General features: G+C 54.1%; 23 protein-coding genes and 1 tRNA gene. 13 read left to right on the forward strand and 11 right to left on the reverse strand.

The genetic code is table 11. The annotated features are described in order from the left end of the window. Positions 1-576: 576 nt before the first annotated feature. From INT32_RS11565 to INT32_RS11575, 3 genes are all read right to left on the reverse strand, one after another. Positions 577-1,485: a c-type cytochrome gene (locus INT32_RS11565; RefSeq protein WP_226816937.1), complete on the reverse strand. Its 909-nt coding sequence runs from the start codon at positions 1,483-1,485 to the stop codon at positions 577-579. After that, the gene (locus INT32_RS11570; protein WP_193088895.1) at positions 1,478-2,833 is read right to left on the reverse strand and encodes a cytochrome c; all 1,356 of its coding nucleotides are present in this window, start codon (positions 2,831-2,833) and stop codon (positions 1,478-1,480) included. The genes INT32_RS11565 and INT32_RS11570 overlap by 8 nt, the downstream gene beginning before the upstream one ends. A gap of 398 nt (positions 2,834-3,231) precedes the next feature. Further along, positions 3,232-3,459 (reverse strand): hypothetical protein, encoded by a 228-nt coding sequence (locus INT32_RS11575; protein WP_193088896.1) that lies wholly within the window; start codon positions 3,457-3,459, stop codon positions 3,232-3,234. Between the two features lie 51 nt (positions 3,460-3,510). Here INT32_RS11575 and INT32_RS11580 point away from each other — a divergent pair, with 51 nt between their 5' ends. Then, the gene (locus INT32_RS11580; RefSeq protein ID WP_193088897.1) at positions 3,511-4,476 is read left to right on the forward strand and encodes an acyltransferase; all 966 of its coding nucleotides are present in this window, start codon (positions 3,511-3,513) and stop codon (positions 4,474-4,476) included. A gap of 167 nt (positions 4,477-4,643) precedes the next feature. Here INT32_RS11580 and INT32_RS11585 read toward each other — a convergent pair whose 3' ends face one another. The 5 genes from INT32_RS11585 to INT32_RS11605 all read right to left on the reverse strand — a co-directional run bounded on the left by INT32_RS11585 (position 4,644) and on the right by INT32_RS11605 (position 9,567). Beyond that, positions 4,644-5,927, reverse strand: a complete 1,284-nt coding sequence (locus INT32_RS11585) for an amino acid deaminase (RefSeq protein ID WP_193088898.1) — start codon at positions 5,925-5,927, stop codon at positions 4,644-4,646. A gap of 43 nt (positions 5,928-5,970) precedes the next feature. Beyond that, positions 5,971-6,474, reverse strand: coding sequence for a T6SS immunity protein Tdi1 domain-containing protein (locus INT32_RS11590; RefSeq protein ID WP_193088899.1), 504 nt, complete (start codon positions 6,472-6,474; stop codon positions 5,971-5,973). Between the two features lie 66 nt (positions 6,475-6,540). Then, on the reverse strand, positions 6,541-7,014 hold the full coding sequence (locus INT32_RS11595) for a TM2 domain-containing protein (RefSeq protein ID WP_193088900.1): 474 nt from the start codon (positions 7,012-7,014) through the stop codon (positions 6,541-6,543). Between the two features lie 393 nt (positions 7,015-7,407). Beyond that, positions 7,408-8,661: a D-amino acid dehydrogenase gene (locus INT32_RS11600; RefSeq protein ID WP_193088901.1), complete on the reverse strand. Its 1,254-nt coding sequence runs from the start codon at positions 8,659-8,661 to the stop codon at positions 7,408-7,410. Positions 8,662-8,742: 81 nt separating this feature from the next. Then, a complete protein-coding gene (locus INT32_RS11605; protein ID WP_226816939.1) occupies positions 8,743-9,567 on the reverse strand; it encodes a ferritin-like domain-containing protein in 825 nt (274 codons plus the stop codon). Positions 9,568-9,659: 92 nt separating this feature from the next. Here INT32_RS11605 and INT32_RS11610 point away from each other — a divergent pair, with 92 nt between their 5' ends. From INT32_RS11610 to INT32_RS11620, 3 genes are all read left to right on the forward strand, one after another. Beyond that, positions 9,660-10,622 carry a D-2-hydroxyacid dehydrogenase gene (locus tag INT32_RS11610; RefSeq protein WP_193088902.1) on the forward strand — a complete coding sequence of 321 codons (963 nt, stop codon included), beginning with the start codon at positions 9,660-9,662 and terminating at the stop codon, positions 10,620-10,622. Between the two features lie 141 nt (positions 10,623-10,763). Then, positions 10,764-12,377, forward strand: coding sequence for a GMC family oxidoreductase (locus INT32_RS11615; protein ID WP_193088903.1), 1,614 nt, complete (start codon positions 10,764-10,766; stop codon positions 12,375-12,377). A 398-nt stretch (positions 12,378-12,775) separates the two neighbouring features. Then, positions 12,776-13,570 carry a phosphoadenylyl-sulfate reductase gene (locus INT32_RS11620; RefSeq protein ID WP_193088904.1) on the forward strand — a complete coding sequence of 265 codons (795 nt, stop codon included), beginning with the start codon at positions 12,776-12,778 and terminating at the stop codon, positions 13,568-13,570. A 284-nt stretch (positions 13,571-13,854) separates the two neighbouring features. Here the strand turns inward: INT32_RS11620 and INT32_RS11625 are convergent, their stop codons facing one another. Further along, the gene (locus INT32_RS11625) at positions 13,855-15,429 is read right to left on the reverse strand and encodes a TerC family protein (RefSeq protein WP_193088905.1); all 1,575 of its coding nucleotides are present in this window, start codon (positions 15,427-15,429) and stop codon (positions 13,855-13,857) included. 205 nt (positions 15,430-15,634) lie between these two features. Between INT32_RS11625 and INT32_RS11630 the strand changes: the two genes are divergently transcribed. Both INT32_RS11630 and INT32_RS11635 read left to right on the forward strand, forming a co-directional pair. Next, complete coding sequence (locus INT32_RS11630) at positions 15,635-17,446, forward strand: ABC transporter ATP-binding protein/permease (protein ID WP_193088906.1); 1,812 nt, start codon at positions 15,635-15,637, stop codon at positions 17,444-17,446. A gap of 17 nt (positions 17,447-17,463) precedes the next feature. Next, the gene (locus INT32_RS11635) at positions 17,464-17,934 is read left to right on the forward strand and encodes a GNAT family N-acetyltransferase (protein WP_193088907.1); all 471 of its coding nucleotides are present in this window, start codon (positions 17,464-17,466) and stop codon (positions 17,932-17,934) included. 79 nt (positions 17,935-18,013) lie between these two features. Here the strand turns inward: INT32_RS11635 and INT32_RS11640 are convergent, their stop codons facing one another. Continuing rightward, positions 18,014-18,403 carry a SirB2 family protein gene (locus INT32_RS11640; protein WP_193088908.1) on the reverse strand — a complete coding sequence of 130 codons (390 nt, stop codon included), beginning with the start codon at positions 18,401-18,403 and terminating at the stop codon, positions 18,014-18,016. A gap of 215 nt (positions 18,404-18,618) precedes the next feature. Between INT32_RS11640 and INT32_RS11645 the strand changes: the two genes are divergently transcribed. The 7 genes from INT32_RS11645 (at position 18,619) to INT32_RS11675 (ending at position 25,983) form a co-directional block, all read left to right on the forward strand. Further along, positions 18,619-19,386 (forward strand): TSUP family transporter, encoded by a 768-nt coding sequence (locus INT32_RS11645; RefSeq protein WP_193088909.1) that lies wholly within the window; start codon positions 18,619-18,621, stop codon positions 19,384-19,386. A gap of 161 nt (positions 19,387-19,547) precedes the next feature. After that, positions 19,548-22,001 (forward strand): ribonuclease R, encoded by a 2,454-nt coding sequence (gene rnr, locus INT32_RS11650; RefSeq protein ID WP_193088910.1) that lies wholly within the window; start codon positions 19,548-19,550, stop codon positions 21,999-22,001. Positions 22,002-22,101: 100 nt separating this feature from the next. Beyond that, entirely contained in the window at positions 22,102-22,836 is a 735-nt protein-coding gene (gene rlmB / locus INT32_RS11655; protein WP_193088911.1) for a 23S rRNA (guanosine(2251)-2'-O)-methyltransferase RlmB, read from the forward strand. A gap of 19 nt (positions 22,837-22,855) precedes the next feature. Continuing rightward, a complete protein-coding gene (locus tag INT32_RS11660; RefSeq protein ID WP_193088912.1) occupies positions 22,856-24,100 on the forward strand; it encodes a cystathionine gamma-synthase family protein in 1,245 nt (414 codons plus the stop codon). Positions 24,101-24,297: 197 nt separating this feature from the next. After that, positions 24,298-24,570: an HU family DNA-binding protein gene (locus INT32_RS11665; protein WP_014751147.1), complete on the forward strand. Its 273-nt coding sequence runs from the start codon at positions 24,298-24,300 to the stop codon at positions 24,568-24,570. Between the two features lie 347 nt (positions 24,571-24,917). Then, the gene (locus tag INT32_RS11670; protein WP_193088913.1) at positions 24,918-25,850 is read left to right on the forward strand and encodes a DUF808 domain-containing protein; all 933 of its coding nucleotides are present in this window, start codon (positions 24,918-24,920) and stop codon (positions 25,848-25,850) included. Between the two features lie 57 nt (positions 25,851-25,907). Next, positions 25,908-25,983: transfer RNA gene (locus tag INT32_RS11675), tRNA-Val, on the forward strand. 553 nt (positions 25,984-26,536) lie between these two features. Here the strand turns inward: INT32_RS11675 and INT32_RS11680 are convergent. Further along, the gene (locus tag INT32_RS11680; protein ID WP_193088914.1) at positions 26,537-26,761 is read right to left on the reverse strand and encodes a hypothetical protein; all 225 of its coding nucleotides are present in this window, start codon (positions 26,759-26,761) and stop codon (positions 26,537-26,539) included. Positions 26,762-26,821: the final 60 nt, after the last annotated feature.

Here is a 26,821-nt window from a genome sequence, read left to right on the forward strand (position 1 = left end):
CATCGTCAGGCTTTTTATTCCTTCAAACGCCCCGCAATTTAACCATTGCGGGGCGTTTGTGCTTTAACGCACGCGTTATTTATGCGAATATTGTTTTATGCGCTGCCTCAGTACGGCATGCACTTCCCGTGACTACGCCAAATGGTGATTCAATTGCCGTAATCTGAGAACGTATCATTCAAAGATCCTGTCCAATTAATATGAGTGGACAGCCTGGCAGACGAATTTATTTTCATTAACAACGTCCTTGCGCACTCTTGAGACCGCCCAGAATAGATGGGCTATAAACACATATGGACATGGCCGCATAAGCGGCCATTATCTTTTATAGATCACTGCAATGGTGCGCCTTAATGTCAACAGATTGATGAATTGGCCGTGGATGCCTGTCTCGAACTGCCCCTTATGAACCAGTCTGCTAGGATCTCCTTTGTTCTAAAATGCCACCGGGCTTTTCTGATGGGACCGTAGAACCGACTTCATCACATCTGAACACAATGTTGATCAATACCAGCACATTGACAACGCGGCGCCGACGCCAGCCGGAGGTGCCTTACTTTCATAATGGCCATGCGCCTAGTAACGGGCGTCCTTTGGTTTTTTCCCATTAGGCCAATCGTTCACTTTGCCAGCAAAGTCAGGACGGTCCTGGTGGGTAAAGTACTCAGCTACGTCGATTGCCTGCTGGTCTGTCAGCACGTTGCCAGCGCCCCATAGCCCTCCTGTATGGACACTCATGGGCATGTTGTATTTGACGAAAGCGGCGGCTTTGTAGGTTCTCGCCATGCCGGCGCCAATATTGAATGATTCATCTCCCCACAGCGGAGGGAAAGCTATATTGCCGGCTGAATCACGCTTGCCTTCACCATTATCGCCGTGACAGCTTGCACAATATTGTCGGTAAATTTCTGCGCCGCGCAGTGGGTCTGGTTTCAATGTCATATCGATCCGGCCCGCGTTGCGAATATCCACTTTCGCCCCGTGAGGCAGTCCCTGAGCCAGCCACTTCATATAGGCGATCATCGCTTTCATTTCCTTGCTGTCTTCAGCAAGAGGCTTGCCGTTCATAGAGCGTTGCATACAGCCGTTTATCCGGTCGGCAAGGCTAAATACCCGTCCTGCCCTCGGGTTGGGCTGTGGGAAAGCATTATAGGTATTGATGAACGGCGCGCCCAGAGGCACTTTGCCCTGAGCGATATGACAGCTGTTGCATGCCATTTGTGATTTTACGTAATCTGGCAACAGGCGATTGGTTTCATTTAGAAGACGTTTTCCGTACAGGATTTCGTCTGCGTTTTGTTCGTTCAAAATGCTTTGATCGTCGGGTACGATGTAATCGGGCAAAGTTCTACCATCCTTGTCTTTTACACTATAGCGTTGTGGTGTGCCCGTGAGCGTGTCCAATTCCGTTGCCTGCGGGGAGGCGGGGATCTCGGTTGCGTACATACTGCAACAGGCCAGCAGATGGATAATGAATTTATTCATGTATTCCCTCCTGAAACGTATTGGAGTTAACCGCTTTGTCGGCGAGGAATTGCCGCATATGTTGAATGTCCTTGCGCTGAACTTCGGGTGCCTGGTTTGTCCAGCCGTTACGAATGAAATTGATAACTGAGAGTAGCTGTTCGTCGCTCAGTTGAGCAAAACCCGGCATGGCAAATGCCATGCGGTCGTATTGGGTATGCGGCATCCGCCCGCCTTCCAGGACGATTTGGATGACCGATTGGGGATTGCGCGCGTAAATGGCCGAATTTCCCGCGAGTGCAGGGAATATGCGCGCCATACCCTTGCCATCAGCGCGATGACAGGTAACGCAATATTGCATGTATACGATAGCGCCCAGGCTGCCGGGATTGTTCCGAGTCAAGAGCGCTGCTGTGGTCGTATCTGTTTTGTCGGAAAAATGCTGTAGTTTGTCCGAAACCGGAGGCAGCCGCTTAAGATAAGCCGATAATGCACCGATATCGTCATCGGAAAAGTACTGGGTACTGTGCTGTACTACGTCGGCCATTGCGCCGAAGGCTGCAGCAATGTTATTGCGCCCGGTTTTGAAAAACAGTTCCAGGTCTTCCTGACTCCAGGACTGTAGTCCCCGCGCTTCGCCTCGTAGGCTCTTGGCGCGCCAGCCATCAATGACGGCGCCGGACAAATAGCTGTCCCCATCAGCCAGTCTCAGTGCTTTTTCCTGATAGAAGAGGCCGCGAGGAGTATGACAGGCGCCGCAATGCCCTGGGCCTTCGGCCAGATACTGGCCGCGCGACAAGCGCGTATCGGTTGGATCCTCGGCAACGAACTGGCGGTTCGGCGCGAACAACGCCTGCCACCAGGCGATGGGCCAACGCAAGTTCAAGGGCCAGGGGAAGGTGGAGCTTTCATTAGGCTGCCTGACAGGTATGACTTCGGACATAAAATAGGCATACAGTGCCTTGATATCCGCTTGCGGCATGATTGTGTAGGAGGGATAGGGCATGGCGGGATACAACGGAGTCCCTGTGGCACTGACTCCGTGACGCACGGCATTATCGAACTGACTGAATGTGTAGGCACCTATACCAGTCTCCCTGTCTGGCGTGATATTGGTCGAATAAATGACGCCCAATGGAGTGTCCATCGCTAGTCCGCCGGCAAATGGCTGACCGTCGGCGGTGGTGTGACAGGCGATGCAATCAGCTGTGCGGGCAATGTATTTGCCTCTTTGAATGAGTTGCGGATCCAGAATATCGACTTGTTGGTTATCTGCCGGTGCTCGTTCATGAAGCAGTAGCTGCGAGCCTGCATAACCGGCACCCAACATCAATAAAAGAAACAACAGTAGAGATTTCAATACTTTCATGGCGTTTACTTCAAGACTATGACCGGACCAATCAATCACGTTTCGCATATATGGTACTGCGATCACTTTTGTTTGGTTTGTATTACTTGAAGTTGTTTTGACCTACCGCAAACGAAGCTTCTTGTTGTGGTAAAACGCCCATATGCCTGAAAAGAACCAATCTGCATTGCACGGCCTATTCAGGCTAGTAGCTCAACTGAGCGGAATAGACAGTTGATGGCATCTGTATGCAAATACATCGCCAGGACACTGTCAATGCGATTCCCTTGTCGCGACAACAGGTACGCATAAGCCAACGGCGAAATTTCGATTATCGTGACAATGATTATTGTTTTATCTATTCGTGAAACGGTTCGTTTATGTAGTGCCGCGTATTGGCCCACTAAGGAAAACGCATCTTAAATAGCCTTTTCAAAGCCGTTGGTATAGAGCTCATTTAATATGAGCAGACACTCTCGTAAGCAAATTAATCGTCGCTCAACAACTGGATTGTGTGCTGACCCCAGTATTAGCCAAGGAGGGACAACTGCTTTGGTCTTTCCCGCTATTGGCTCGCTCGCTACGTTGAAATCTGGCATCCCAATGCTTTCAGTTACATTCCACAGCAATTGGTAGGCATCCTTCATGCCTTGAGCGCCTCGGATCGTTACAATATATGATTCAACAGAGGACGATACATGCAGCGTAACGCGGGAACAGATGGGCTGAAGATAGCATTGGCAATGATGGTGGTTGCCCTGCATGCGTCGTTGTTTACAGAGACCGCCGAGTATCTTAATTACATATTCGTGAACGGGCTGCTTCGCATTGCCGTGCCGACCTTCTTTATCATCAATGGTTTTTACTTCTATCCGTTGATAGCCCGAAATCGTTCCTTTACTAATTGGGCCAAACGCCTGGCTGTGTTGTACGGTATCTGGATGTTGCTGTATTTGCCATTCTATTGGCCGGTACACTGGGAGCTCGCCCGTGATCAGATTGGCCTGCTGGAAAAGCTGGTGTTTGGCTATCATCATTTATGGTATCTGGTGGGCACCTTGGGCGCCGGGGCGGTATTGCATGTATTGCGTACACGCAGTGACAAACACATTCTTATCTCTGCCGTAGCGTTGTTTGTGATGGGCTATGTGTTGCAGGCAATTGGCAATTATGCGCCGATCGAAGAAGGGGTAGCGGGGTATCTGTTGAATTCTGGCTGGATTTTCCGCAACTTTCTGTTCTTTGGCTTTCCCCTGTTTGCCATAGGGTATTTGATCGCCAAACACCGCCTGCACAAATTGCCTCGTCGTGACCCACAATTGCTGTGCGCCATATTTGCGTCAGTCATGCTGCTGGTAGCGGAAAGCTCCGTGCACTATTTTCTGCACCCCGCCAAGGCGGGCGTAGATATGTACCTTTCTCTGCTGGTGCTGTGTCCGCTGCTTTTCATTTTTTTTCACAGCCGCTCTGCAAGACTGAATACGGACTTTCTGTCCAAGCTTTCTACCGCCATTTACCTGACGCACGTATTCTTTATCAATATTTTGCTAAACACAGGCTGGATGGAGCAGGGCACGCCACTGTTTGTCATGGTGATGTTTGCCAGCACCGTAGTATCAGCCTTGCTGGTCTGGTCTGATCGTAGGTGGAATATTCTGTTCTGACACCGACCTTTCACATGGAATGCACGGCGAATGTGGCAGCAGGCCGGTTGCTACGCATAGCCACAGTCCGGCAAGGCCTTTGGCCGGCGCTGATACGAATGCGCCGCAGCAGGCAGCCATGGTCTACATAGCCGTAACAGCGCGCAATGTAAGCCGGGAAGTAGAATTCAGAAGCGCGTAGTAATGTAGGACCGCGCCTGGCCCGTGTCATCAATAACAGGCATCCATTTCCACTTATCAAATGTCGTGCAGGGATGGGAGATGCCCAGCATGATCCTGTCGCCCACAGCAGGAGCAGGGCCGGCAGCGTCAAAATGTAAATAGGCGTGCTGGTCATTGAGCGCAGTGATTTGCCAGGTCGGTTCCGGCGCGCTGCGAACCCGTTCACCTACCGGCGCGTAGCCAGTGACAAAGGGCAACGTAAGGTCATAGGAAATGTCCCGTTTACCGCAGGTAAGCAGCGCCAGCCCGGGTTCCGGCACCGACTGCACCATGGTCCATACCTCCAGGGCCGCCCTTAGGCTTTCCTGCAGGTGCTCGCGCTCCTGGACTTTGGCCAGATGACGCTTATAGACGCCGTGGTCGTGTGTGATATAGCATCCCGAGCGCAGTACGCCTCGTACTGGCCGATCCAGGCTGATTTTCAGACCGGGGACGACCAGATCAAAAATGGCCGAGCCGCCGGCCGAGATAATGATTTCGTCAGTGTCGAACAGCTGCTGTTGAGCGCAGGCGCGCGCGACTGCTTCACAACGGGCCATGAGTGCGTCAACGGCCGGCTTGTCCTTTTCTGTGTCGGTGGCCAGGTTTCCTTCGTAGCATTCGATGCCGCCCAGCGCGAGTACGGATGATTGATGTATGCAGCGGGCCAGCGCCAGAGCCTGTTCCAATTGGCGGCAGCCTGTACGCTGGCCTGCAATACCGATTTCCAGCAGGCAGTCAAAGCGTATGCTTTGCTGCTGGTTGTCCTCACTGTAACGTCTAGCCCAGGCTTCGATATAAGCGACCTGTTCAATTGAATCGACCAGAAACCAAATGCGCAGGTCGGGATGCATTTGCAAAAGTGACTGTAATTGGCGCAGGTCGGCATCACATACAACCTGATTGGCAATAATAATACGCTTTGCACCGGCCTGAATGCCGGTCTGGGCCTGAAACATGGTAGCAAAGGTGAGCCCCCACGCACCGGCGGCAAGTTGTTGGCCAAACAGTTCAGGCGACATGGTGGTTTTGCCATGCGGCGCAAGGCTAACACCTTTGTCGCGGGCAAAACGCTGCATCCATTGCAAATTGTGTTCCAGGGCCGGCTGGTTCAGCACCGCCAACGGGAACGCAAAGGCGTTGTCGTAAACGTTAAGCCGGGCTGCGGCGAAGGTTTCGGGTGCCGTCGTGGCAAGTTCTGCTGGAAAATGCTTTAGTGTGCAAGCCTGTATCGGAAGGGGGTCACTCATCAGTTTGTCCTGCTTAATGCGCTGCAACGTTTGGTGTCGATCTCTATTCGGGTTTTTTACTGTCGCTATCAGTATCCGAGGACGAACCAGGTTCATCGGCCGTGTCGTCCGGGAGCTCGATCTGGCTCAGCTTTTGCCAGAGCGCACCCATTTCATCGAAATACTGGTAAATATCTACCAGCGTCAGTTCGTCGGTTTCGAACGATCCACCCAAGACCGGGGGGGTTGCGAGCGCAAAAACAGAATTTTCAGGTAACGGGGTTTCCAGCTTTGATGCCATCAGCAGCAGCGAGAAGTAATCGGTAATGAATTCGGGATCGGCAAGCACAGCGCGAAACTCATCAAAGTCCGAGGCAATGTGCTCCAGTTCACCGTCGTTGGTGTCCAGAAACAGAATATGACCGGTTTCAGGCTCAAGCAAAAAGCAGTCTGCCGTTTTGGTGACAAGCAGAATTTCGACCTGGGCTGGCAGGAGCCATTGCCAGTGATTCAGCAATCGTGGCTGGTTAAGATTATCAGTGGCAATGGTCAGGTCGTTCAGATTCACGTGCGCTCCTTGCGTCGTTGACGTGGGCAGAAGTGTCGGGCCGCCTGTACCCCTGCCGCGTGGTTATTATGACGATTGAATGCGCAGACGGTATTCTTCGTCATTCATGAAAATATATCTTACCGCATCAATCAGGCTTAGAAATACCGTGAGCGGCAACCAGATGAAACTGATGATCAGATACAGCATCCCCATGCCTATCTGGCCGTTGTAAAAGCGGTGCGCGCCCAGCCAGCCCAGGAAAATCGCCAGAAAAATGGCTATTTTACGGGAGCTTGCCTGGCGTGTCAGTTCTTCATCCTTGTTCTTGTATATCCAGATGCACACGATAGCCGTCACCACCAGGGCGACCAGTATTTTGACGGGATGCCGGGAGACGTATTCGGAGACGGTGTAATACAGATCGGAAAAGTTATAGATGACCAGACCGGTGATGTCATGCAGCCACACAGCCAGCGCGGTGAACACGCCTTCGCCGAAGGTCAGTCCGATCAGGACAATGATAAAGACGATAATGGGCAGGAGAATTTTCTGGAGCATGGCAGCGGGTCTCGATGGGCACAAAACGACCGTTAGGGATTTGCATTGCGAAATCGCATGACGGGCGCGGGTTAATGAGGCAGTAAATCTGAATCAGTAAACGTTGGATAAGCGTTAGATAAACGTTTGATAAGCGAATGTTAGATAAGGGTATATTCGCATAAAAACAAGGTTGGGCCGGGGTGGTTCGGCGCATGGATGCTTCATTGCGTTTCGGGTACAAAATACGGCATGCGTCATGGATTGGTCTCCTTTGCCTGACTGCAACCATAACTGGTCCGCCAGCTGTATATTGCCAGGGCAATTGGCCGGCTGTTGCATGCGGCGCGCAGTGAGCAGCACAAAGGCAGGGTACACCGCCAATTCGGCCTTTACACCGTCTGTGCCTGGCGCTCAGGCATCAGCCAGCGTAAACACGTTTTTGCCAAATGGCAGTGCCTGGCCGCGCAGCAAATGGCTGATCACGCTTGCAGAACCCGGGGCCAGGGTAAAGCCCAGGGCTCCTTGGCCAATATTGAGCCACAGGTTACCATATCGGGTTGCATCAATAATGGGTTTGCCTTTTGGCGTAGCCGGACGCAGCCCGGTCCAGAGCGTGGCCAGATCATAATTGCCCGCATCGGGAAACAAATTGCGGGCTTCCTGCTTCAGCGCTTCAATACGTGAGGTATCGATGCGGCGGTTCAGGCCCACCATGTCGGCCATGCCGGCGATGCGCAGGCGCTCCCCCAGCCTTGCATAGACTACCTTGCGTTCATAATCGGTGATGCTGACCATCGGCGCGTCGGCGGCTCGCTCAATGGGCACTGTGAGGCTGTATCCTTTGAGCGGACTGACCGGCACCGCAATGCCCAGCGGTTTGAGTAGCGCTGTGCTCTCGCATGCCAGTGCCACCACGATATGATCCGGCGTAAGGTGTTCTCCGGCGGTTGTTTGTACACTCACTTTGCGATTGCTGTCGGCCGCAAGCCGGCTGACGGTGGTATTGAAGCGGAAGGTGACGCCGCGTTGCTGCAAAATGTTTTTCAGGGCAACGGCAAGCTGGAAGCAGTCTGCGCTTTCTTCGCTTTCGGTAAAGATGCCGCCGCTCAGGTGATCCCGCATACGCTGCAGGGCTGGCTCCAGCGAGATACATTCTTCAACCGACATGGCACGTTGCTCGCAACCCAGTGAACGCTGAAAGTCCAGCTGTTCGACGGCATGCTCGAAAGAATCGCGGCTGCGATGCACAACCAGCTTGCCTGCCCGTTTATGGTCAAAGGAGATGGCCTCCTGTTGCATCATGTCGTGATACAGGTCACGGCTGAGAAACGACAGTGAAAGCAATTGTCGCGTCGTTTGGTTGCTTTGAGCCGCATTGCAGGCTTTGACAAAACGCACGTTCCAGCACAGGGTGGCCGGATCCAGGCTGGGGCGAAAACGCAGGGGCGAGTTGCGGTCCAGCAGCCATTTGGGCACGTGACTCATGACGCCCGGGCCGGCCAGTGGCGCCACGTAACTGTATGACAGTTGTGCACCGTTGGCATAGCTAGTCTCCAGCGCAACGTCGCTGTTTCTCTCGATAACGGTGACGTTGAACCCGTCCCGGTTGAGATAATAAGCAGTTGTCAGCCCGATGATGCCGGCCCCAAGTACCAGAACGTCCATAATTTTTCCGTCAGTATGAAAAGGCATTGGTTCTATTGCCAAGGCCCGGATCAGGCCGGCCTGTGAAGACCAATAATGCAATTATAAGGAATTCAGCCAGTCAATATCGGCCTGGGTGAATCCGGCCGCCATTCTGGCCTGGACATTGAAGGGCCCGCGAGGCTTGCCGACGCGATAGGTATCGATCAGCGCCGCATAAGCGGCAACGGGCTCCTGGTTTTGCTGCTCGCAGCAGTGCAGGTACCAGCGATTGCCGGTTTTGACATGACCGATTTCGTCGCGCAGAATAATATCCAGGATCTGCACGCCGCGGTCGTCGTTGACGGCCCGCAACTTGTTCTGGATGGCCGGGGATACATCCAGGCCGCGCGCCTCCAGCGTACGCGGCACCAGTGCAAGCCTGGCCAGAATGTCGTTGGCAGTTTTTTCCGCCATGTCCCATAAACCATTATGGGCCGCAAAATCGCCATACTGATAGCCACAAGAGGCCAGGTGCCCCCGCACGAGGGAAAAGTGATAGGCCTCTTCCCGGGCGACCTGCAGCCAGTCGTAGTAGAAATCATCGGGCATGCCGGGAAAGCGCCAGATGATATCCAGCGCCAGGTTGATGGCATTGAATTCGATATGGGCAATGGAGTGAATGAGCGCCGCTTTTCCCTGTTGCGTCTGCGTCGAGCGTACCGATACCTCGCGCGGGTCCACCAGTTGCGGCCGTTGCGGGCGACCCGGCAGTGGCCGCATCGGTTGCAGGACCAGATCGGCGCGCACGGGCAGCGTAGATACCAACTGGTCAACAGCGGTGATTTTTTTGCAGGGGTCGGGTTCGGCCAGGGCATCTAGTGCTGCCTGACGCAGCGATGGGTACAGAGGAGGCATGACAGGAAGAGGCGTGACAGGAGAGGGCATGTCGGTTTACAAACAACGGGTTCACCAAAACCGCTATTTTAGTCAATGGCAGGCAATGGTATAGTCTTGTTTTGACTTTCACAGGAAAACTCATGTCTTCTTCAGCCCGCATTGTCTTTCTTGATCGGGCCACGTTGCCTGACTTTATCGCGCTCAAGGCGTTTGAGTTCGAGCATGAAGTGACTGCCTACGACCAGACTGCGCCGGCCGACGTTGCCCAGCGGATTCGGAACGCGCAAATCGTGATTACCAACAAGGTGCCGGTGTCGGCGCAAGACGTGGCGCAGGCGGGCGAGCTTAAACTGGTGGCTGTGGCGGCAACCGGGACCAATATCGTTGACATAGAAGCATGCCGCGACAAGGGTATTGTTGTGACCAATATCCGCAACTATGCGGTCAATACCGTGCCCGAGCATACACTTGCATTGATTTTTGCACTGCGTCGCAGTTTGCTTCCCTATCATCGCTCGGTCAGCCAGGGGCGCTGGGCGCAAAGCGGCCAGTTTTGCTATTTTGATTATCCGGTCAGCGATCTGGCCGACAGCACTATCGGTATTTTCGGTTCCGGCGCGCTTGGCAGCGCGGTTGCCAAGCGCGCCCAGGCATTGGGCATGAAAGTGCTGTTTGCCGCTCGCAAGGGAGAGACTGATGTAAAGCAAACGCATACCCCCTTTGAAGAGGTAATCGCACAGGCTGATATCCTCTCGCTGCACCTGCCCCTGACTCCGACAACCCGTCATATGATTGGCGCGGCAGAGCTGGCGCAAATGAAGCCGACCGCTATTTTGATCAACACGGCCAGGGGCGGGTTGGTGGACGAAGCCGCGCTGGCAGACGCCCTGGAAAACAACAGTATCGGTGGCGCAGGTTTCGATGTTGTCACTCAGGAACCCATGCCCGATACCCACCCGTTTATGCGCCTGATGAACCGACCGGATTTTATCCTGACGCCGCATGTGGCGTGGGCCAGCCGCCAGGCGATTCAGGTGCTGGCGGACCAGCTGGTGGACAACATCAATGCGTTCGTACGTAACGATATCCGCAATCAGGTTTGATTCGGACACATCAGTCGCGTGTGCTTACAGCTTATGACTCTAATAGGTAGAAATACGCGTTGTCATAACGTTGAATATTTTCAATAATGATCAGGATACGGACCTATCCGTATAACAAATAATAATAAGCAGAGTGGGAGCATGGCAGAAACAACAACGCTATATGGCGACTTTGACTACATCATTGCGGGTGCCGGTTCGGCAGGCTGCCTGCTGGCCAACCGTTTGTCCGCAGACCCTTCCTGCAAGGTGCTGCTGCTGGAGGCAGGCGGTGACGATAAATGGCGCTGGTTGCATATTCCGGTAGGTTATCTTTATTGCATCGGCAATCCCAATACCGACTGGTGCTTTACCACGCACCCCGACGCCGGGCTCAATGGCCGCAGTATTGCCTATCCGCGCGGCCGCGTGCTTGGTGGCAGTTCCGCCATCAATGGCATGATCTACATGCGGGGGCAAAAAGAGGATTACGATGGCTGGCGCGACGCCGGCAACCCGGGCTGGGGCTGGGATGATGTGCTGCCGCTGTTCAAAAAATTCGAACATCATTACGCGGGCGATACGGCATTCCATGGTGGCCACGGCGAGCTGCGCGTCGAGCAGCAGCGTTTGCGCTGGGATATCCTGAATGCCTTTCGCCGGGCAGCCGAACAGGCAGGCATTCCCCAAATTGAAGACTTCAATTGTGGTGACAATGAAGGTTCTTCGTATTTTCATGTCACCCAGAAAAAAGGCGTGCGTTTCAGCGCCGCCACTGCATTCCTGCGGCCGATCAAGGAGCGCAGCAACCTGACCGTTATCACAAATGCAATGATAGACCGTGTCAATTTCACAGACCGGACGGCCCAGGGCTTGCGCTTTCGCCATAACGACCACTTTTTCCACGCCAATGCACGCCGAGAAGTCATTCTCAGCGCCGGCGCCATTGGCTCGGTACAAATCCTCCAGCGCTCCGGCGTAGGGGCCGGCGATCTCATGAAGTCGCTGGGCATTCCACTCATTCATCATTTGCCGGGGGTGGGGCGCAATCTGCAGGATCATCTGCAGCTGCGTATGATTTACAAGGTAAACAAGGTGCGCACGCTCAACACGATGATGCAGTCACCGTTGTCCAAGGCGTATATGGGCCTGCAGTACGCCTTTATGAAAAAGGGGCCATTGACGATGGCGCCGTCACAGCTGGGTATTTTTGCGCGTTCCTCTCCCAGGCAGCAACGCGCCAATGTGGAATATCATGTACAGCCGCTATCGCTGGAAAAATTCGGCGATGGTCTGCATCCGTTTCCAGCCTTTACTGCCTCCGTATGTAACATTCGGCCAACCAGCCGCGGTATGGTGACCATTGTTTCTCCTTCGCTTGAAGACCGGCCTGATATTCTATGCAATTATCTGAGCACGGACGAAGATGTCCAGGTTGCCCTGGAAAGCATCCGGCTGACACGGCGTATCGCCGATCAGGCTGCGCTGGAAAAATACACGCCTCAGGAGTTCCGGCCAGGCCCGCTGGCCAAAACCGACGACGACCTTATACGGGCAGCCAGCGATATTGGCACAACCATCTTTCACCCGGTGGGCACCTGCAAGATGGGCACCGATGACATGGCCGTGGTCGACGCCAATCTGTGCGTGCATGGGATCAATAGGTTGCGTGTTGTCGATGCTTCTGTCATGCCAACCATCACTTCGGGAAATACAAACGCGCCAGCCATGCTGATTGCAGAAAAAGGCGCCCAACTGATATTGGCCGCGCGCTGAACGGGCACTTGTAAGGGGAGCTTGGCAACCTGGTTTGCGTCTGACAGTGCTGGCAAGTCCGTTGCCTTGCACAAGTTGTTAGGGTTTAATGCGGCTTATTCCGATCTTTTTCTCAAAAAGAATAGCTGGCGGTTTCGCTTATATTACTTGCATATTTTGCTGCCTGCCGGGATAACAAGGACTGCAGAAGGCACATACCCAGTCTCTTTGCGCAACGGGTATCTACGCTATCGTTTTTCAATGCAGCACTATCTGAACGTACTGGTTTATATCCGCTATCTATAAATAAAGACCTATTTATTCGTTCTTATTCCTGTGATGAACCGATAAGATAAAGCCTTACCGAAGTAGTCTTGCCTGCCCATCGGGTAGCGGACTAAGCATTGGACGGACATATTATGAATTTTCACTCCGCGCAAACTCAAGCAATGTTCTCTGAACAGCCGATTCTGTGGAAGCCGCCAAAGCGTACGATTGATCCGGCTGCGCTCGACGCCAAATGCCTGCAACTGCGCGAACGCTTGTTAGGTATCGCTCGAACACACCAGCGCACGCGTCTGGCATCCAGTTTGTCGGCGGAAGACATGGTTATTACAGACGTGATATTGCGTGAGGCGGGACAAAGCGAACAATATCGGGATATCGCGACGTATATTGACATATTTACTCTGGAAACCGGTCGTCTGCCGGCGGAAACACTTGCATTGTTGGATCAGATTCAGACTCGTTACGGCATACGGCTCGCTATTTACACGCCAGAAGAATCGGCTGTGCAGGCCTATATCGAACAGCACGGTATTAATGGCTTTTACGAAAGTTTGCAGGCGCGCCGCCAGTGCTGTGATATACGCAAGGTGATACCGTTGGCGGCGGCACTGGCGGATGCCGATGCCTGGATTACAGGCCAGCGTCGTGAGCAATCGGTCACGCGCAGCGATCTGGACTTGCATGAGCAGGATGAGGCTCGAGGGATCAGCAAATACAACCCGCTGTTTGACTGGTCTGAGCAGGAAGTCTGGGCGTATGTGGACCGGTTTTCGGTGCCGGTAAACGCGCTGCACTACCAGGGGTATCCAAGCATTGGCTGCGACCCCTGTACAAAGGCGGTCCGCGTCGGCGAAGACCCGCGTGCCGGCCGCTGGTGGTGGGAAAACCAGGACAGCCGAGAATGCGGATTGCACGTTCACAGTTGACATTGCTGCATCTGCACTGAGAAAAACACATTATCAGGAAACTACATTGGGCCATGGATGCCTTATTCGGCTCGATCAATCATTACCCGGACCATCTGCATACGGGGCTGTAGATATTATCTTTATCTGCAATATCGGTAGCGCTCGTGGTTTTATTTCGTTTGTGATAAAAAGAATGTAAAACAAAGCCCGCGATTGCGGGCTTTGAAAATCAGGTAATAAGTTTATAAACCGATGTGCTATTGCCAGTGGCGCACGGGTCTGGCCGTGCGCTAGATCGTGGACTATATGTCCAGCAACTCTTCGGGGTTTTTCTCACGATACTGGTCAACGCTGACCTGGCCGATACGACGGCCGTCCAGGGCCACGACCTTAAAGACGGTTTTAATGTGACCATGCACCAGTTCGAATACATCGCCAGGCTCGGCCAGCCGATCAAACTGTCGAAGAAGATAGCCGGCAAGCGTGGCGGTTTCTTCGTTGTCGTCGTACAGTCCGTCGATGTTCAGGATCTGCTCCAGGTGACGCAGATCGGCTGCACCATCGATCATCCAGCGTCCCTCGCCCAGCTCCACAATGTCGGGGGTTTCGTCTTCGTCCGGAAATTCACCGGCGATTGCTTCGAAAACGTCCATCGGGGTGACCAGGCCTTCGATCGCGCCGAATTCGTCGGTGATCACCACCAACTGGCCGCGGCTTTCCTTGAGCGTTTGGATCAGTGTCAGGATGTTGATGGATTCGGGCACCACCAGCGGTTTGCGCAGTTTTTTGACATTGATCCGGCCCTCGGTAAGAATATCCGCAATCAGGTCGCGTGCCCGGCCGACTCCGATGATTTCATCGAGCGCACCGCGGCAGATCGGAAAGAAGGTATGGGGCGTGTTGATGATTTCATCGCGGATCTTGTTAATATCATCCTCGATATTGATCCATGAAATATCCGCACGCGGCGTCATGATCGAATGAATGCTGCGGTCGGCAAGCGTAAGCACGCCGCTGACCATATAGCGTTCTTCGTCTTCGAAGACAACGGGCTGTTCAGCTTCCTGATTGGGGTTTTCCATATGCGCTTCATCGGGTGGGCGTTTGCCCAGCATTCGCAAAATCCCTTCGGCCGTACGCTCGCGCATGGGGCGGGTGGCTTCGGTGCGTTTGATGCTGTGACGCGCGATCTGGTTGAAGATCTCGATCATGACCGAAAAGCCGATAGCCGCGTACAGATAGCCCTTGGGCACTTTGAAGCCAAAGCCTTCGGCCAGCAGCGAAAAGCCGATCATAAGCAGGAACCCCAGGCACAGCACGACAACAGTGGGATGCTGGTTGACAAAGTTGGTCAGGGGCTTGGATGCAACCAGCATGACCGCCATGGCAATGATCACTGCGGCAAACATGACCGGCAGATGGTCAACCATACCGACAGCGGTGATAATCGAGTCCAGGGAAAAGATGGCATCCAGGACGATGATCTGTGTGACAATCACGCCGAAGCCGGCGTAGACGCGCGGGCCGGTAGAGGCTTTGGTCTTGCCTTCAAGCCGCTCGTGCAATTCTAGGGTGCCCTTGAACAGCAGAAAAAAACCGCCTGAAATCAGGATCAGGTCCCGGCCCGAGAACGATAGCGTGTAAAGGGAAAACAGCGGCGCGGTCAGTTTGATCAGCCAGGACATGACCGACAGCAACATGAGCCGCATGATCAGGGCCAGGGCAAGTCCGGTAATGCGAGCTTTGTCACGCTGCTTGGGGGGGAGTTTATCGACGAGAATGGCAATAAAGACAAGGTTGTCTATGCCCAGCACCAACTCCAGAACAATCAGTGTAATCAAGCCTACCCATATATTTGGGTCAAGCAACAGCTCCATCAAGGGACTCCAGTTATTTAGATCATCAAATAGTAGCAGATAAATCCATGGGTTTTCAGGTCCTTGCGAGCGCAATAATTATTACATTTATGCACGCCGTGATTGACAGAATCCCCGCCAGTTAAGGTAAAGTGACTCTTTTTTGCGGAATGCTGCGCCCGATGTTCGCGCAATGCAGCGCACAAATCAGGATACAGGAGTGTGAATGGACTGGGGTCAGGAATTAAAGGATAGCGCCTTCTGGCTTATACAGGCCTATGTTATTTCATTTGTCGCTATCGTGGTCAGCGGCTGGTTGCTGACTCGCTATACGCACTGGGGGCGGCAATTCTGGAAGCTGGCCGGCAACTATTTCAATCCCCGGCGCTCAGTACGTCCCATCGCGATGTTCAGCGTCATTCTGCTGCTCAGTCTGTCGGGCGTACGCGTCAGTGTGCTGTTTTCCAACTGGTACAATAGCATGTATACGGCGCTGCAAAAACTGGATGAGACCAGTTTTTGGATACAGATGGGCGTGTTTACCATTCTGGCCGGTATCCACATTGTCCGTTCCCTGGTCACCTTCTATCTGCAGCAAGCCTTTACGATTAACTGGCGCGAATCGCTCAACGGCGTGTTCCTGAACAAATGGCTGTCGCACACTAGTTATTACCGTTCCCACTACCTCAGTACCCCGGCGGATAATCCGGATCAAAGGATTCAGCAGGATATCTCCAGTTTTGTGACGGTGTCGCTAGACCTGTGTCTGGGCGTGGTCAGTTCCCTGGTTTCGGCAGTCGCCTTTACCATTATCCTGTGGACCTTGTCCGGCGACATCACGCTGGCAGGGGTCACCATTCCGCGAGGCATGGTCTTTGCCCTGTTTATTTACATCCTGATCGCTACGGTATTTGCATTCCGGATCGGCCGACCTCTGATTCTGCTCAATTTCCTGGATGAGAAATTCAATGCGGACTATCGGTATTCCCTGGTGCGTGTGCGTGAATATGCCGAAAGTATCGCTTTCTACAAAGGCGAAAAAATCGAAATGGGCAAGCTGATGAGCCGTTTTAAGCAGATTATCAGCAATGTCTGGGCCATTGTGCATCGAAGCGTCAAGTTCCAGGGGTTCAACTTCTTTGTCTCGCAGACCGCGGTTATTTTCCCCTTTATTATTCAGGCGCCGCGTTTTTTCTCCGAGCAGATTACGCTGGGCGCCATGACCCAGAGTGCCCAGGCGTTTGGCACGCTGCACGATAACTTGTCGTTCTTCCGTAACGCGTATGATACCTTTGCCAGCTACCGGGCTACATTGAATCGTCTGCACGGGTTTCTCACTAATATTGAAAATGCCGACGCCTTGCCACAGCCTGATGTCCGGCAGGATGGCGACACGGTCCTGCTTGAGGGTGTGAGCATTCGCACGCCGTTGGGCCAGGAACTGGTCAACGATCTGTCCCTGCGCGTGGAAAAAGGCCAGTCCTGGCTGCTGCAGGGCCCCTCCGGCTCGGGCAAGACCACCATTCTGCGTGCCGTGGCCGGCCTGTGGCCATACTCCAGCGGCATGATCGTGCGTCCCGAGGACGATATTCTGTTCCTGTCGCAGAAACCGTACGTGCCGGAAGGATCGCTGCTTGAGGCGCTTTATTACCCGCATGCGGTGCCGGCAGACGGCCTGGAGAAAGGGCAGCAGGCCCTGCTTGATGTTCACCTGGCTCACCTGCAATCGCGGATCGAGGAAACCGTCAGCTGGTCGCACACCTTGTCGCAGGGCGAGCAGCAGCGGGTTGCCTTTGCCCGTTTGCTCCTGGCAGCGCCGTCTGCCGCTTTTATTGATGAGGCAACGTCGGCAATGGACGAAGGCCTGGAAGACGCTATGTATCGTCTGGTACATCAGCGCCTGCCCGATCTGAAACTGATCAGTGTCGGTCATCGCAGCACATTGATTGCGCAACACACGCATCTTTTGCACTTGAACGGTGACGGGACCTGGTACTGGCGCCCCATCGAGACGCCGCCTGCACCGGCCCAGGCCTGATTGCCGGAGTGATGATAATGGAACGCAAACAGCCCGATACGCCCGAGAACGCGAACAACGCAGCAGCGACGGTGCTGCGCGTCGATAACTGGGGGGCGCTCAAAGACCATGCATCCATGGTGCGGCACGAAGTGTTCGTGCTTGAACAACAGGTGCCGCCAGAACTGGAAATGGACGAGATGGATGCGCAATGCATTCATGCAGTCGCCTATGACGCGCAGCACCGGCCGATCGCGACCGGACGGCTGCTGCCTGACGGTCATATCGGCCGCATGGCAGTGCGCAAGATAGCAAGAGGGACCGGCATTGGCGGGCTGGTACTACAGCGCCTGGTTCAGGCAGCGCGGGCGCGCGGCGATGCCGAAGTGGTGCTTAGTGCCCAGGTTCATGCCATGGGGTTTTATGCGCGTTACGGGTTCGTGGCCGAAGGCGATGTCTATATGGATGCCGGTATTGCCCATCGCACGATGAGCCTGCAGCTTGCCTGACGGGCTCATTGACCGGCAGCGTGGCGACAACAGCCTGGCTACCGTTTAGCAAGGAGCAAGGAACCGGGCGACTGATCGCTTATGCGCCCAGCGTGGGGCTCAGCCACGACCACGGACTGTGCTCGATTGCGGCGCCCATGATATAGAAGAACGTGAGTACTGCAAGCGCAGCAAACACGGCTTTTTGTCGGCAAGTGCGGGCCCGCTTGATCGCCATGGTGCCCAGTGCGATATACAGCACCAGCCCGATCAGCTTGGCCACAATGAATGCCTGCATACCGATGAAAGACAGCAGGTACAGCCCACAGACCAGCAATAGCGTGTCAATCACATGGGGCGCGATGCGCACAAATGGCCGCGCCAGCAGCGCTGACCCCGAGATCGACCAGCCAGCGCGCAAAATAAAAAACAGCAGACTCAGAATGGCGAGGGTCATGTGAGAATGTTTGACCATCAAATAACCGGACATACGGCAGCTTCCTGGTAAATACCTGACTTGCGGCAGATATATTGAGTAAAAGGTCGGCCTGGTGACCAATACGGCGAATGCCAGGCTTTCCCGTGAATAGTGCTGCGCTCATTTTACCTTGGATGGGCGCAATTTCCGGTATAGTTGCAGCGCTGGCCTGTTCGTATTCTATCCCGTCAGGCTGGCGTGACCGGACAGGGTAGCAGGTGTTCAACATGGACGTAGAGCTGGGCTGGAACGTTTTTCTCATTTTGTTTTTTGTGGCCATGCTGGCCGGTTTTGTGGACGCATTGGCCGGCGGCGGCGGGCTTATTGTCATTCCAGTCATGATGCTTATGGGCTTTCCGGTGCTCAATGTGCTGGCCACCAATAAACTGCAGGGCAGCATTGGTACGCTTGCGTCATCACTGACCATGATGCGTCGCGGCGTGATTCAATTTCGCGAACTGCGTGTGCCCGCCCTTATGTCTTTTGCAGGGGCGGGCCTGGGCACGGTGCTGATCCAGATGGTCGACCCGAGTGTGCTGGATTTCCTGATTCCTCTTGTTCTGCTGGCAATCGGGCTGTATTTTCTGCTCACTCCGTCGGCAGGACAGACCGAAAGGGCCGCACGCATTGGTTCCAAGCCTTTTGAATTCGGCGTGGTACCGGCCATTGGTTTTTATGACGGTTTTTTCGGGCCAGGCGCAGGTTCTTTCTTTTCCCTGGCCAATATCACGTTGCGCGGCATGCATATTGTCAAGGCTTCGGGGGCGGCACGATTGTTCAACTTCGCCAGTAATGTCGCCTCGGTCGCGGTTTTCATTGTGGGCGGGCAGGTGCTGTGGCTTGTCGGCGCGGTCATGATCTGTGGTCAGATTGTCGGATCGGTATCGGGCTCGGTGGTGGCGGTCAATCATGGTGCCCGCCTGATCCGACCGTTGATCGTGGTGGTTTGTTTTGCCATGGTCATCCGGTTTCTGGTGCAGCGGTTCTGGGGCTGAGGCAGCAGCAAGCGGGGGTGCCATGATTGTTTTGTCTTATCGGGCAGTGGCCTGTATTTGGACAAAGATGGCGGATTAATGTAATAGAATGGTGATAACCTAAAGCCCAGAGGCCCCGCGCGGGCCGGTGTGCAACTCATCCAATTTTAAAGAAATTACGCATGGCAACGAGAAAAAAATCAGCTAATACCCAGCAGTCGTCGCTGCCGCTGCCCGAACCCGGTCACGATTACGATCCGGACGTCCCTTCACGGGAAAATATACTCAGTTTGCTGCGTAGCGCCGACAAACCGCAGCCCTTGCAGCAGCTTATCAATCACTTCAATCTGACCCGGCAGGGCGGCGTAGACGGGCTGGAAAAACGCCTGGCGGCCATGCAGCGTGACGGTCAGCTGGACAATACGCCACTGGGCTGGCAGGTCACGGCAAAGCCCAAAGATTATGTGATCGGCCGTGTTCAGGGGCATCGCGATGGTTTCGGCTTTCTGATCCCTGAAGATGGCGGTCAGGATCTGTTTTTGTCGCCACGAGAAATGCTCAAGGTATTGCATGGCGATCGGGTGCAGGTCAAGCCCACCGGAGAGTATCGCGGCAAGCCCGAAGGTACCATTGTCGAGGTGCTGGAGCGCAGCACCAACCGGCTGGTAGGTCGTCTGCTGCAGGAGCAGGGTATATACGTGGTGGCGCCCGAAGACCAGCGCATCAAGCATGATATCCTGGTGCCCGCATCGGATGTGGGCGGCGCCCAGCATGGCCAGGTTGTCACGGTTGAGATCGTGCAACAGCCTACCCGCCACACTCAGCCGCTCGGACGCATCATCGAAGTACTCGGGGAAATTGACGACCCGGGCATGGAAATCGAGATTGCGGTACGCAAGTTTGATGTGCCTGTCGGGTTTTCCGAGGCGGCGCTGGCGCAGGCCGATGCATTGCCGGAAACCGTAGTGCAGCGAGATCTGAACGGCCGCGTTGATCTGCGTGACGTGCCTTTTATTACGATTGACGGCGAGGACGCTCGCGACTTTGACGACGCTGTCTACTGCGAACCGGTCAATATCGGTACAGAACAACGGCGGCGCAAGGGATGGCGCCTGCTGGTGGCTATTGCCGATGTCAGCCATTATGTGCGCCCGGAAGATGCCATTGACACCGATGCGCTAGCGCGTGGCACCAGCGTTTACTTTCCGCGGCGAGTCATTCCCATGCTGCCCGAGAAGTTGTCCAATGGACTTTGTTCGCTCAATCCGCAGGTAGATCGCCTGGTGCTGGTGTGCGACATGGTAATACCCGCCACCGGCGCCAAGGCTGGCACGGTCGCAGCCTATCAGTTTTATAACGCGGTCATCCATTCGCATGAACGCACCACCTATACCCAGATCTGGACGGCGCTGCAGCAAATTGACGGACCCACTGCCCGTGCCTTAAAACATGTATTGCCGCATATCCAGGACCTGTATACGCTTTATCAACTGCTGGAAGGCACCCGCAAGCAGCGCGGCGCGATGGATTTTGACACCATCGAAACCAAGATCATCAGCAACGAACTGGGCAAAATCGAGCAAATCGTCCCGCATGTGCGCAACGATGCACACAAGCTTATCGAAGAATGCATGCTTGCCGCTAATACCTGCGCGGCCGAGTTCGTCAAGACCAATAAGCGCCTGAGCCTGTATCGTGTGCATGAAGGTCCTACACCGGAAAAACTGAAAAATCTGCGTGAATACCTACGCACGCTGGGCCTGTCCCTGGCCGGGGGCGACGAACCCAGCGGCAAGGATTACGCCGCGTTGCTCGATGCAGCACGGGCCCGCCCCGATTTTCAGATCATCCAGACCATGGCGCTGCGCTCCATGCAGCAGGCGATCTATAGCCCCGATGATGGCGGGCACTTTGGCCTGGCCTATCCCAGCTATACGCATTTTACGTCGCCTATCCGGCGTTATCCAGATCTGCTGACTCATCGAGTCATCAAGGCAATTCTGGCCAAACGCGCCTATGTTCCGGAAACGGCCGGCGTGGCGTGGGTGGAAGGCGAGTCACGCCAGCAACATGAGCACGCCCTGTGGGAGAAGCTGGGGATCGTGCTGTCGGCCTACGAGCGCCGTGCCGACGATGCCTCGCGCGACGTTGAAGCGTGGCTCAAATGCTGGTTCGTACGCGAGCATGTGGGTGAAGTATTCAGCGGCAAGGTCACTGGTGTCACGTCCTTTGGCCTGTTCATCACGCTCGATACGCTTTATGTCGAAGGTCTGGTGCATGTGTCAGAGCTGGGAACCGATTACTTCCAGTTCAACGAAAGTCTGAATGAATTGCGCGGCGAGCGCACGGGCAAGAAATACCGGCTGACCGACAGTGTGCAGGTGCAGGTAACGCGCGTGGATCTGGAAGCGCGGCGCATCGAGTTTGCCTTGGTCAAAGGCATCACCTACGATTCGCTGCGCAAGGAAGCCCAGCGCCAGGACACACCGCCGCGACAATCCAAACGGGCGGCCAAGCCCAAGCCGGCCGGCATCAAAAGCCGCGGGCAGCAGGCCCTTGAGCGTCGGGCCGCATCAAAAAAGGCCGGTAAAAAGGCTGCACAGCCTGCCGGCAAGAAGGCATCCCGCCGGCGCTGATCAATCACGATATCAGCGATTAAGCCATCAGGAGCCCGATGCGTGTATCCGCCGGGATCAGCGCATCGGGTGGTAAATATATTGAGTTCAGGAACCTATTATGTCTAGCCGTCAGATACTGGCAGGATTTCATGCCGTGACTGCAAGAATGCGTCACGCATCCGATTCCATCCGGGAAATTTATATAGAAGCCTCGCGCAGCGACAAGCGCATGCAGAGCCTGGTTGACCTGGCCAAACAACATAAAATCAAGGTCATTCCCGTGGCGCCGGACCGGCTCGAAGGTCTGGCCAAAGGCGTGCGTCATCAGGGCGTGGTAGCCGTGGCGGACCCTAAACAACTGGCAGTCAATGTCGATGATGTGCTCGATGTCATAACCGAGCCGGCACATCTGCTGATCCTGGACGGCGTCACCGATCCGCATAATCTGGGCGCGTGCCTGCGTACCGCAGATGCGGCCGGCGTGCATGCGGTGATCGCACCCAAGGATCGCGCTGTCGGCCTGAACGCAACCGTGCAGCGGGTTGCTTGCGGCGCTGCCGATACCGTGCCCTATATCATGGTCACCAATCTGGCCAGAACGATGCGGGCGCTCAAGGAACGGGATATCTGGCTTGTCGGTACCGATGATGAGGCCCCCAGCGATATGCATGCGGTCGATGCCCGGGGCGCGGTGGCCTGGGTCATGGGCGCAGAAGGCGAGGGCCTCAGGAGGCTGACACGGGAAACCTGCGATCAGCTGGTCCGGATCCCGATGCTGGGGTCTGTCGAAAGCCTGAATGTAAGCGTTGCCAGTGCGGTCTGTCTGTTTGAAACAGTCCGTCAGAGAAAGTAATTTTTATCAGAGATGCAATATGAAGGAAAAACAGCTGACCACAACTGTGTTGCACGCCGACCGGCGTGATTGTATAGAACATGGGGCCATCCATAAGCCCATCCATGTGTCGACCGAATACGCCTATGATGATGCGCGTGAACTGGCCGCGGTATTTCAGGGTAAGCCTGGATATACCTACGCGCGTCAGGGCACGCCGACCACGGCGGCGCTGGAAAATAAAATTACTTTGCTGGAGCAGGGCAAGGGAACCGTCACCTTTGCCACTGGCATGGCCGCGTTAAGCGCCATATTCCTGACGCTACTGCGCAAGGGTGATCATCTTATTTCCAGTAGTTACATTTTCGGCAACACCAACAGCCTGCTGGGTACGCTGACGCATTTCGGCATTGATATCACGTTTGTAGATCCGTCCGACGCCGCCAGCGTCAGCTCGGCAATCCGGCCTGAAACCCGCATGGTGTTTGTCGAAACCATTGCCAATCCGGGAACCCAGATTGCCGATTTGGAAAAAATCGGCTTGCTGTGTCGCGACCATAATCTGGTCTATGTCGTAGACAATACGCTGACATCACCGTATCTGCTCAAGGGCCGCGATGTGCATGCGGCGCTGGTCATGAACTCCTTATCAAAATATATTTGTGGCCATGGCAACGCCCTGGGCGGTTCCATTACCAACACCGGGCTGTATGACTGGTCGACATATGCAAATATTTACGATGATTATAAAAAAGGCAGTCCTGACAGCTGGGGGTTGACCCAGATTAAAAAGAAAGGGCTGCGCGATATGGGCGGAACCTTGTCCGCAGAGGCTGCGCACAAAATCGCCGTTGGCGCCGAAACGCTTGCCCTGCGTATGAATCAGGCTTGCTCCAATGCATTTGCGCTGGCCAGATTTTTGCAATCCCATCCAGGGATTGCAAGCGTACGTTATCCCGGGCTGGCCGATCACCCACAACACGAGTTGGCCACAAGGCTTTTTGGTGGCCGTTACGGCGCGCTACTGGGCGTTGAATTGATTGACGGCATTGACTGTTTTGATTTTCTCAATGCGCTGGACGTTGTTATACTGGCAACGCATTTGGGTGATTCGCGGACTCTGTCGCTGCCGGTGGCGCATACCATTTATTATGAAATGGGTGCACAGCGGCGCGCACAAATGGGGATCGGCGATAACCTGTTGCGAATCTCTGTGGGCATCGAAGATGAAGTTGATCTGATCAATGATTTTGCTCAGGCACTTGATCGCTGCATGGGGAAATAGACAAAGCAAAATCTGCTTTTTGCACCGTGCCGGGGTGTATGAAAAAAAACACAATATTTCGTTTTTGATTGAAATTTGTTAAAAAGCTAATAAATATGCGGCTGTTGCCAGGTTTTTTTCTTGACAGTCATTGATTTAGAGGCGATTATATTCCGGATGAATTAACCATCATAATTTACTAACTTGGGGTTGTCTGAATGAACAAAACAGAACTCGTTGAATACATTGCTACCAAAGCAGATATCTCTAAAGCTGCTGCTGGCCGCTCTCTTGATGCCGTTATCGCTGCTGTTAAACAACAGCTGAAAAAAGGCGGTACCGTGACGCTGGTTGGCTTCGGTACTTTTGCCGTTTCTACCCGCGCTGCTCGCACTGGCCGTAATCCACGTACAGGTGAAGCCATCAAAATCAAGAAAGCCAAAGTGCCTAAGTTCCGTCCAGGTAAAGCACTGAAAGACGCTGTCAACTAATTCATAGTCGAGAGCGGGTCGCCGCTGCGCATGGCAGTTGGGGATCGCAAACAAACAAATAGCCGGTTGCTTGAAAAAGCAGTCGGCTTTTTGTTTGGTCGTTGCTGCACGTTGTCGTTATTGGGCGGTCTTTATGCTGTTTGAAATGGTGTTTTGTTTACCAGATCGCGGCGCCCGGTACCCTTGTCGTGGTCGGCGCCGGTTGGAAAAAGATTATTTGTAAAGAAAAGCCTTTATTATTTTCGCCAGACTCAAGTATTATTTTGGCTAGCGTTAAGCTGCTGCATTGCCACGAGTAGACCGTTGTCGATATCCGACATCTACAAAATACTTAAATGGGGAACATTATGGCTGCTGGAAGCCTATTGGCGTTACTGGACGATATTGCAAGTGTGCTGGATGACGTGGCGCTGATGAGCAAGACCGCCGTCAAGGGATCCGCCGCGACATTTGACGATGTTGCCGTACTGGGCAAGACTGCCATGAAAAAAACGTCGGGCGTGCTGGGTGACGATCTGGCGTTGAACGCACAGCAGGTCACGGGAGTCAACCCCGATCGGGAACTGCCGGTTGTCTGGGCCGTGGCCAAAGGGTCGCTGCTCAATAAAGCGATTCTGGTGCCCGCCGCCTTGCTGATCAGCTATTTTGTTCCGTGGCTGATCCTGCCGCTGTTGATGCTCGGTGGTGCATTCCTGTCATTTGAGGGGGCGGAGAAGGTCATTCATACGTTTTTCCACAAGGGAAAAGAAAAGCAGACAGGGCAGGCAGCACCAGTGGATGAGAAAACGAAAATCAGCGGCGCCGTTCGTACCGACTTCATACTTTCAGCTGAAATTATCGTCATTTCTCTGGGCGTGGTATCCAGCGAGCCCATCATGACCCAGGTGATTATTCTGAGCGTGATCGCGTTGCTGATTACGGTCTTTGTCTATGGGCTGGTCGCCGGTATCGTCAAGCTGGACGATTTGGGGCTGTACCTGTCCAGTTTGCAGAGCAGTATCGCCCAAAAGATCGGGCAGGGCATTCTCTGGCTTGCCCCGTATCTGATGAAATTGCTGTCCATTGTCGGAACCATTGCAATGTTCCTGGTTGGTGGCAGCATCATTTTGCACGGTATTCCTGGCGCTGAACATTGGCTCGAGTCTGTCTTGCCGGGACACGGCACCGGCATGCTGGACGCCATCCTTACTTTGTTGGTGCATTTTGTGGTCGGCCTGCTCGTGGGCCTGGTGATAGTTGCAGTAGTGTCACATTTTCACAAAAAAGAACATGCGGCGTAAAAAAATGCTTGCATTGTCTTTCAGACCTCCTTATAATTTAATGCTTAGTTGATCGACGGGTGCTTAGCTCAGTTGGTAGAGCGGCGCCCTTACAAGGCGTAGGTCACAGGTTCGACCCCTGTAGCACCCACCAATCCGAAGGTCAATTACCAATACGAATCAAGGGTTTGCGAATTTATCGTAAGCCCTTTTTTGTTTTTCATGCGACCATGTTGTGTAGCATTGGCTAGCGGCAATGACCCTGATGCTACACGGCGCTTAGGGGGCAGTATGGTGTTTAGGATAACCGCATGGCCTGTTATTGCTGCTGCAACAAGCGCTGCACAGCACAGCAAACAATCGCGGGCATCGAAGTGCGTCTCACGAACTTTTTCAAACTAAGAACACGCCCGCGTCCGGGTCGACAAGACGAAACAGAAACGGCTTGACCAGATGCATGCGGCAACGCGGCGATCAAGAATGCAGGTCGTGGTAAAGATCATGAGTAACGGCCATGAGTAAAGGCCATGAGTCTTTGACGTCTTCTAAATGTAGATGTGGTTTGATGGTATTTTCAGCTCAGCTGATTTTTATCTCTTTTGCTCGCAACTTGGCATGTTGCCCTGCGTTGCGCATCGTATATTTCGCATACCCGGTCTTGCATCGGCCTTGCCGTCAATCCCGGGCAGCGTGCAGGAGCAACTGCCTCAGACGAGGTCGAACCAGCTTTTGAGCAATTGCATCGATTCGGCGTCCCCGCTTTGCGTATCGGGTCCCTGAATATCCATGATTGCATTCTGATCTACTGCGAACGACTCATTGGCAATTTGCTCGGCGCGGACCATAAACGCGTCACGGGCAGTGCCAGGTTTGGCGACAGCGTCCAGGAAGGTGCTGATCGATTCGCGGCCATGCTCATTCAACTTGTACATAGGTCAATCCTTCTGATATGTGCAATAAGGTATATGCAGTCTAACATCAACAGGGGATGG

Source organism: Advenella sp. FME57 (assembly GCF_014897675.1).
Taxonomy (GTDB): domain Bacteria; phylum Pseudomonadota; class Gammaproteobacteria; order Burkholderiales; family Burkholderiaceae_B; genus Advenella.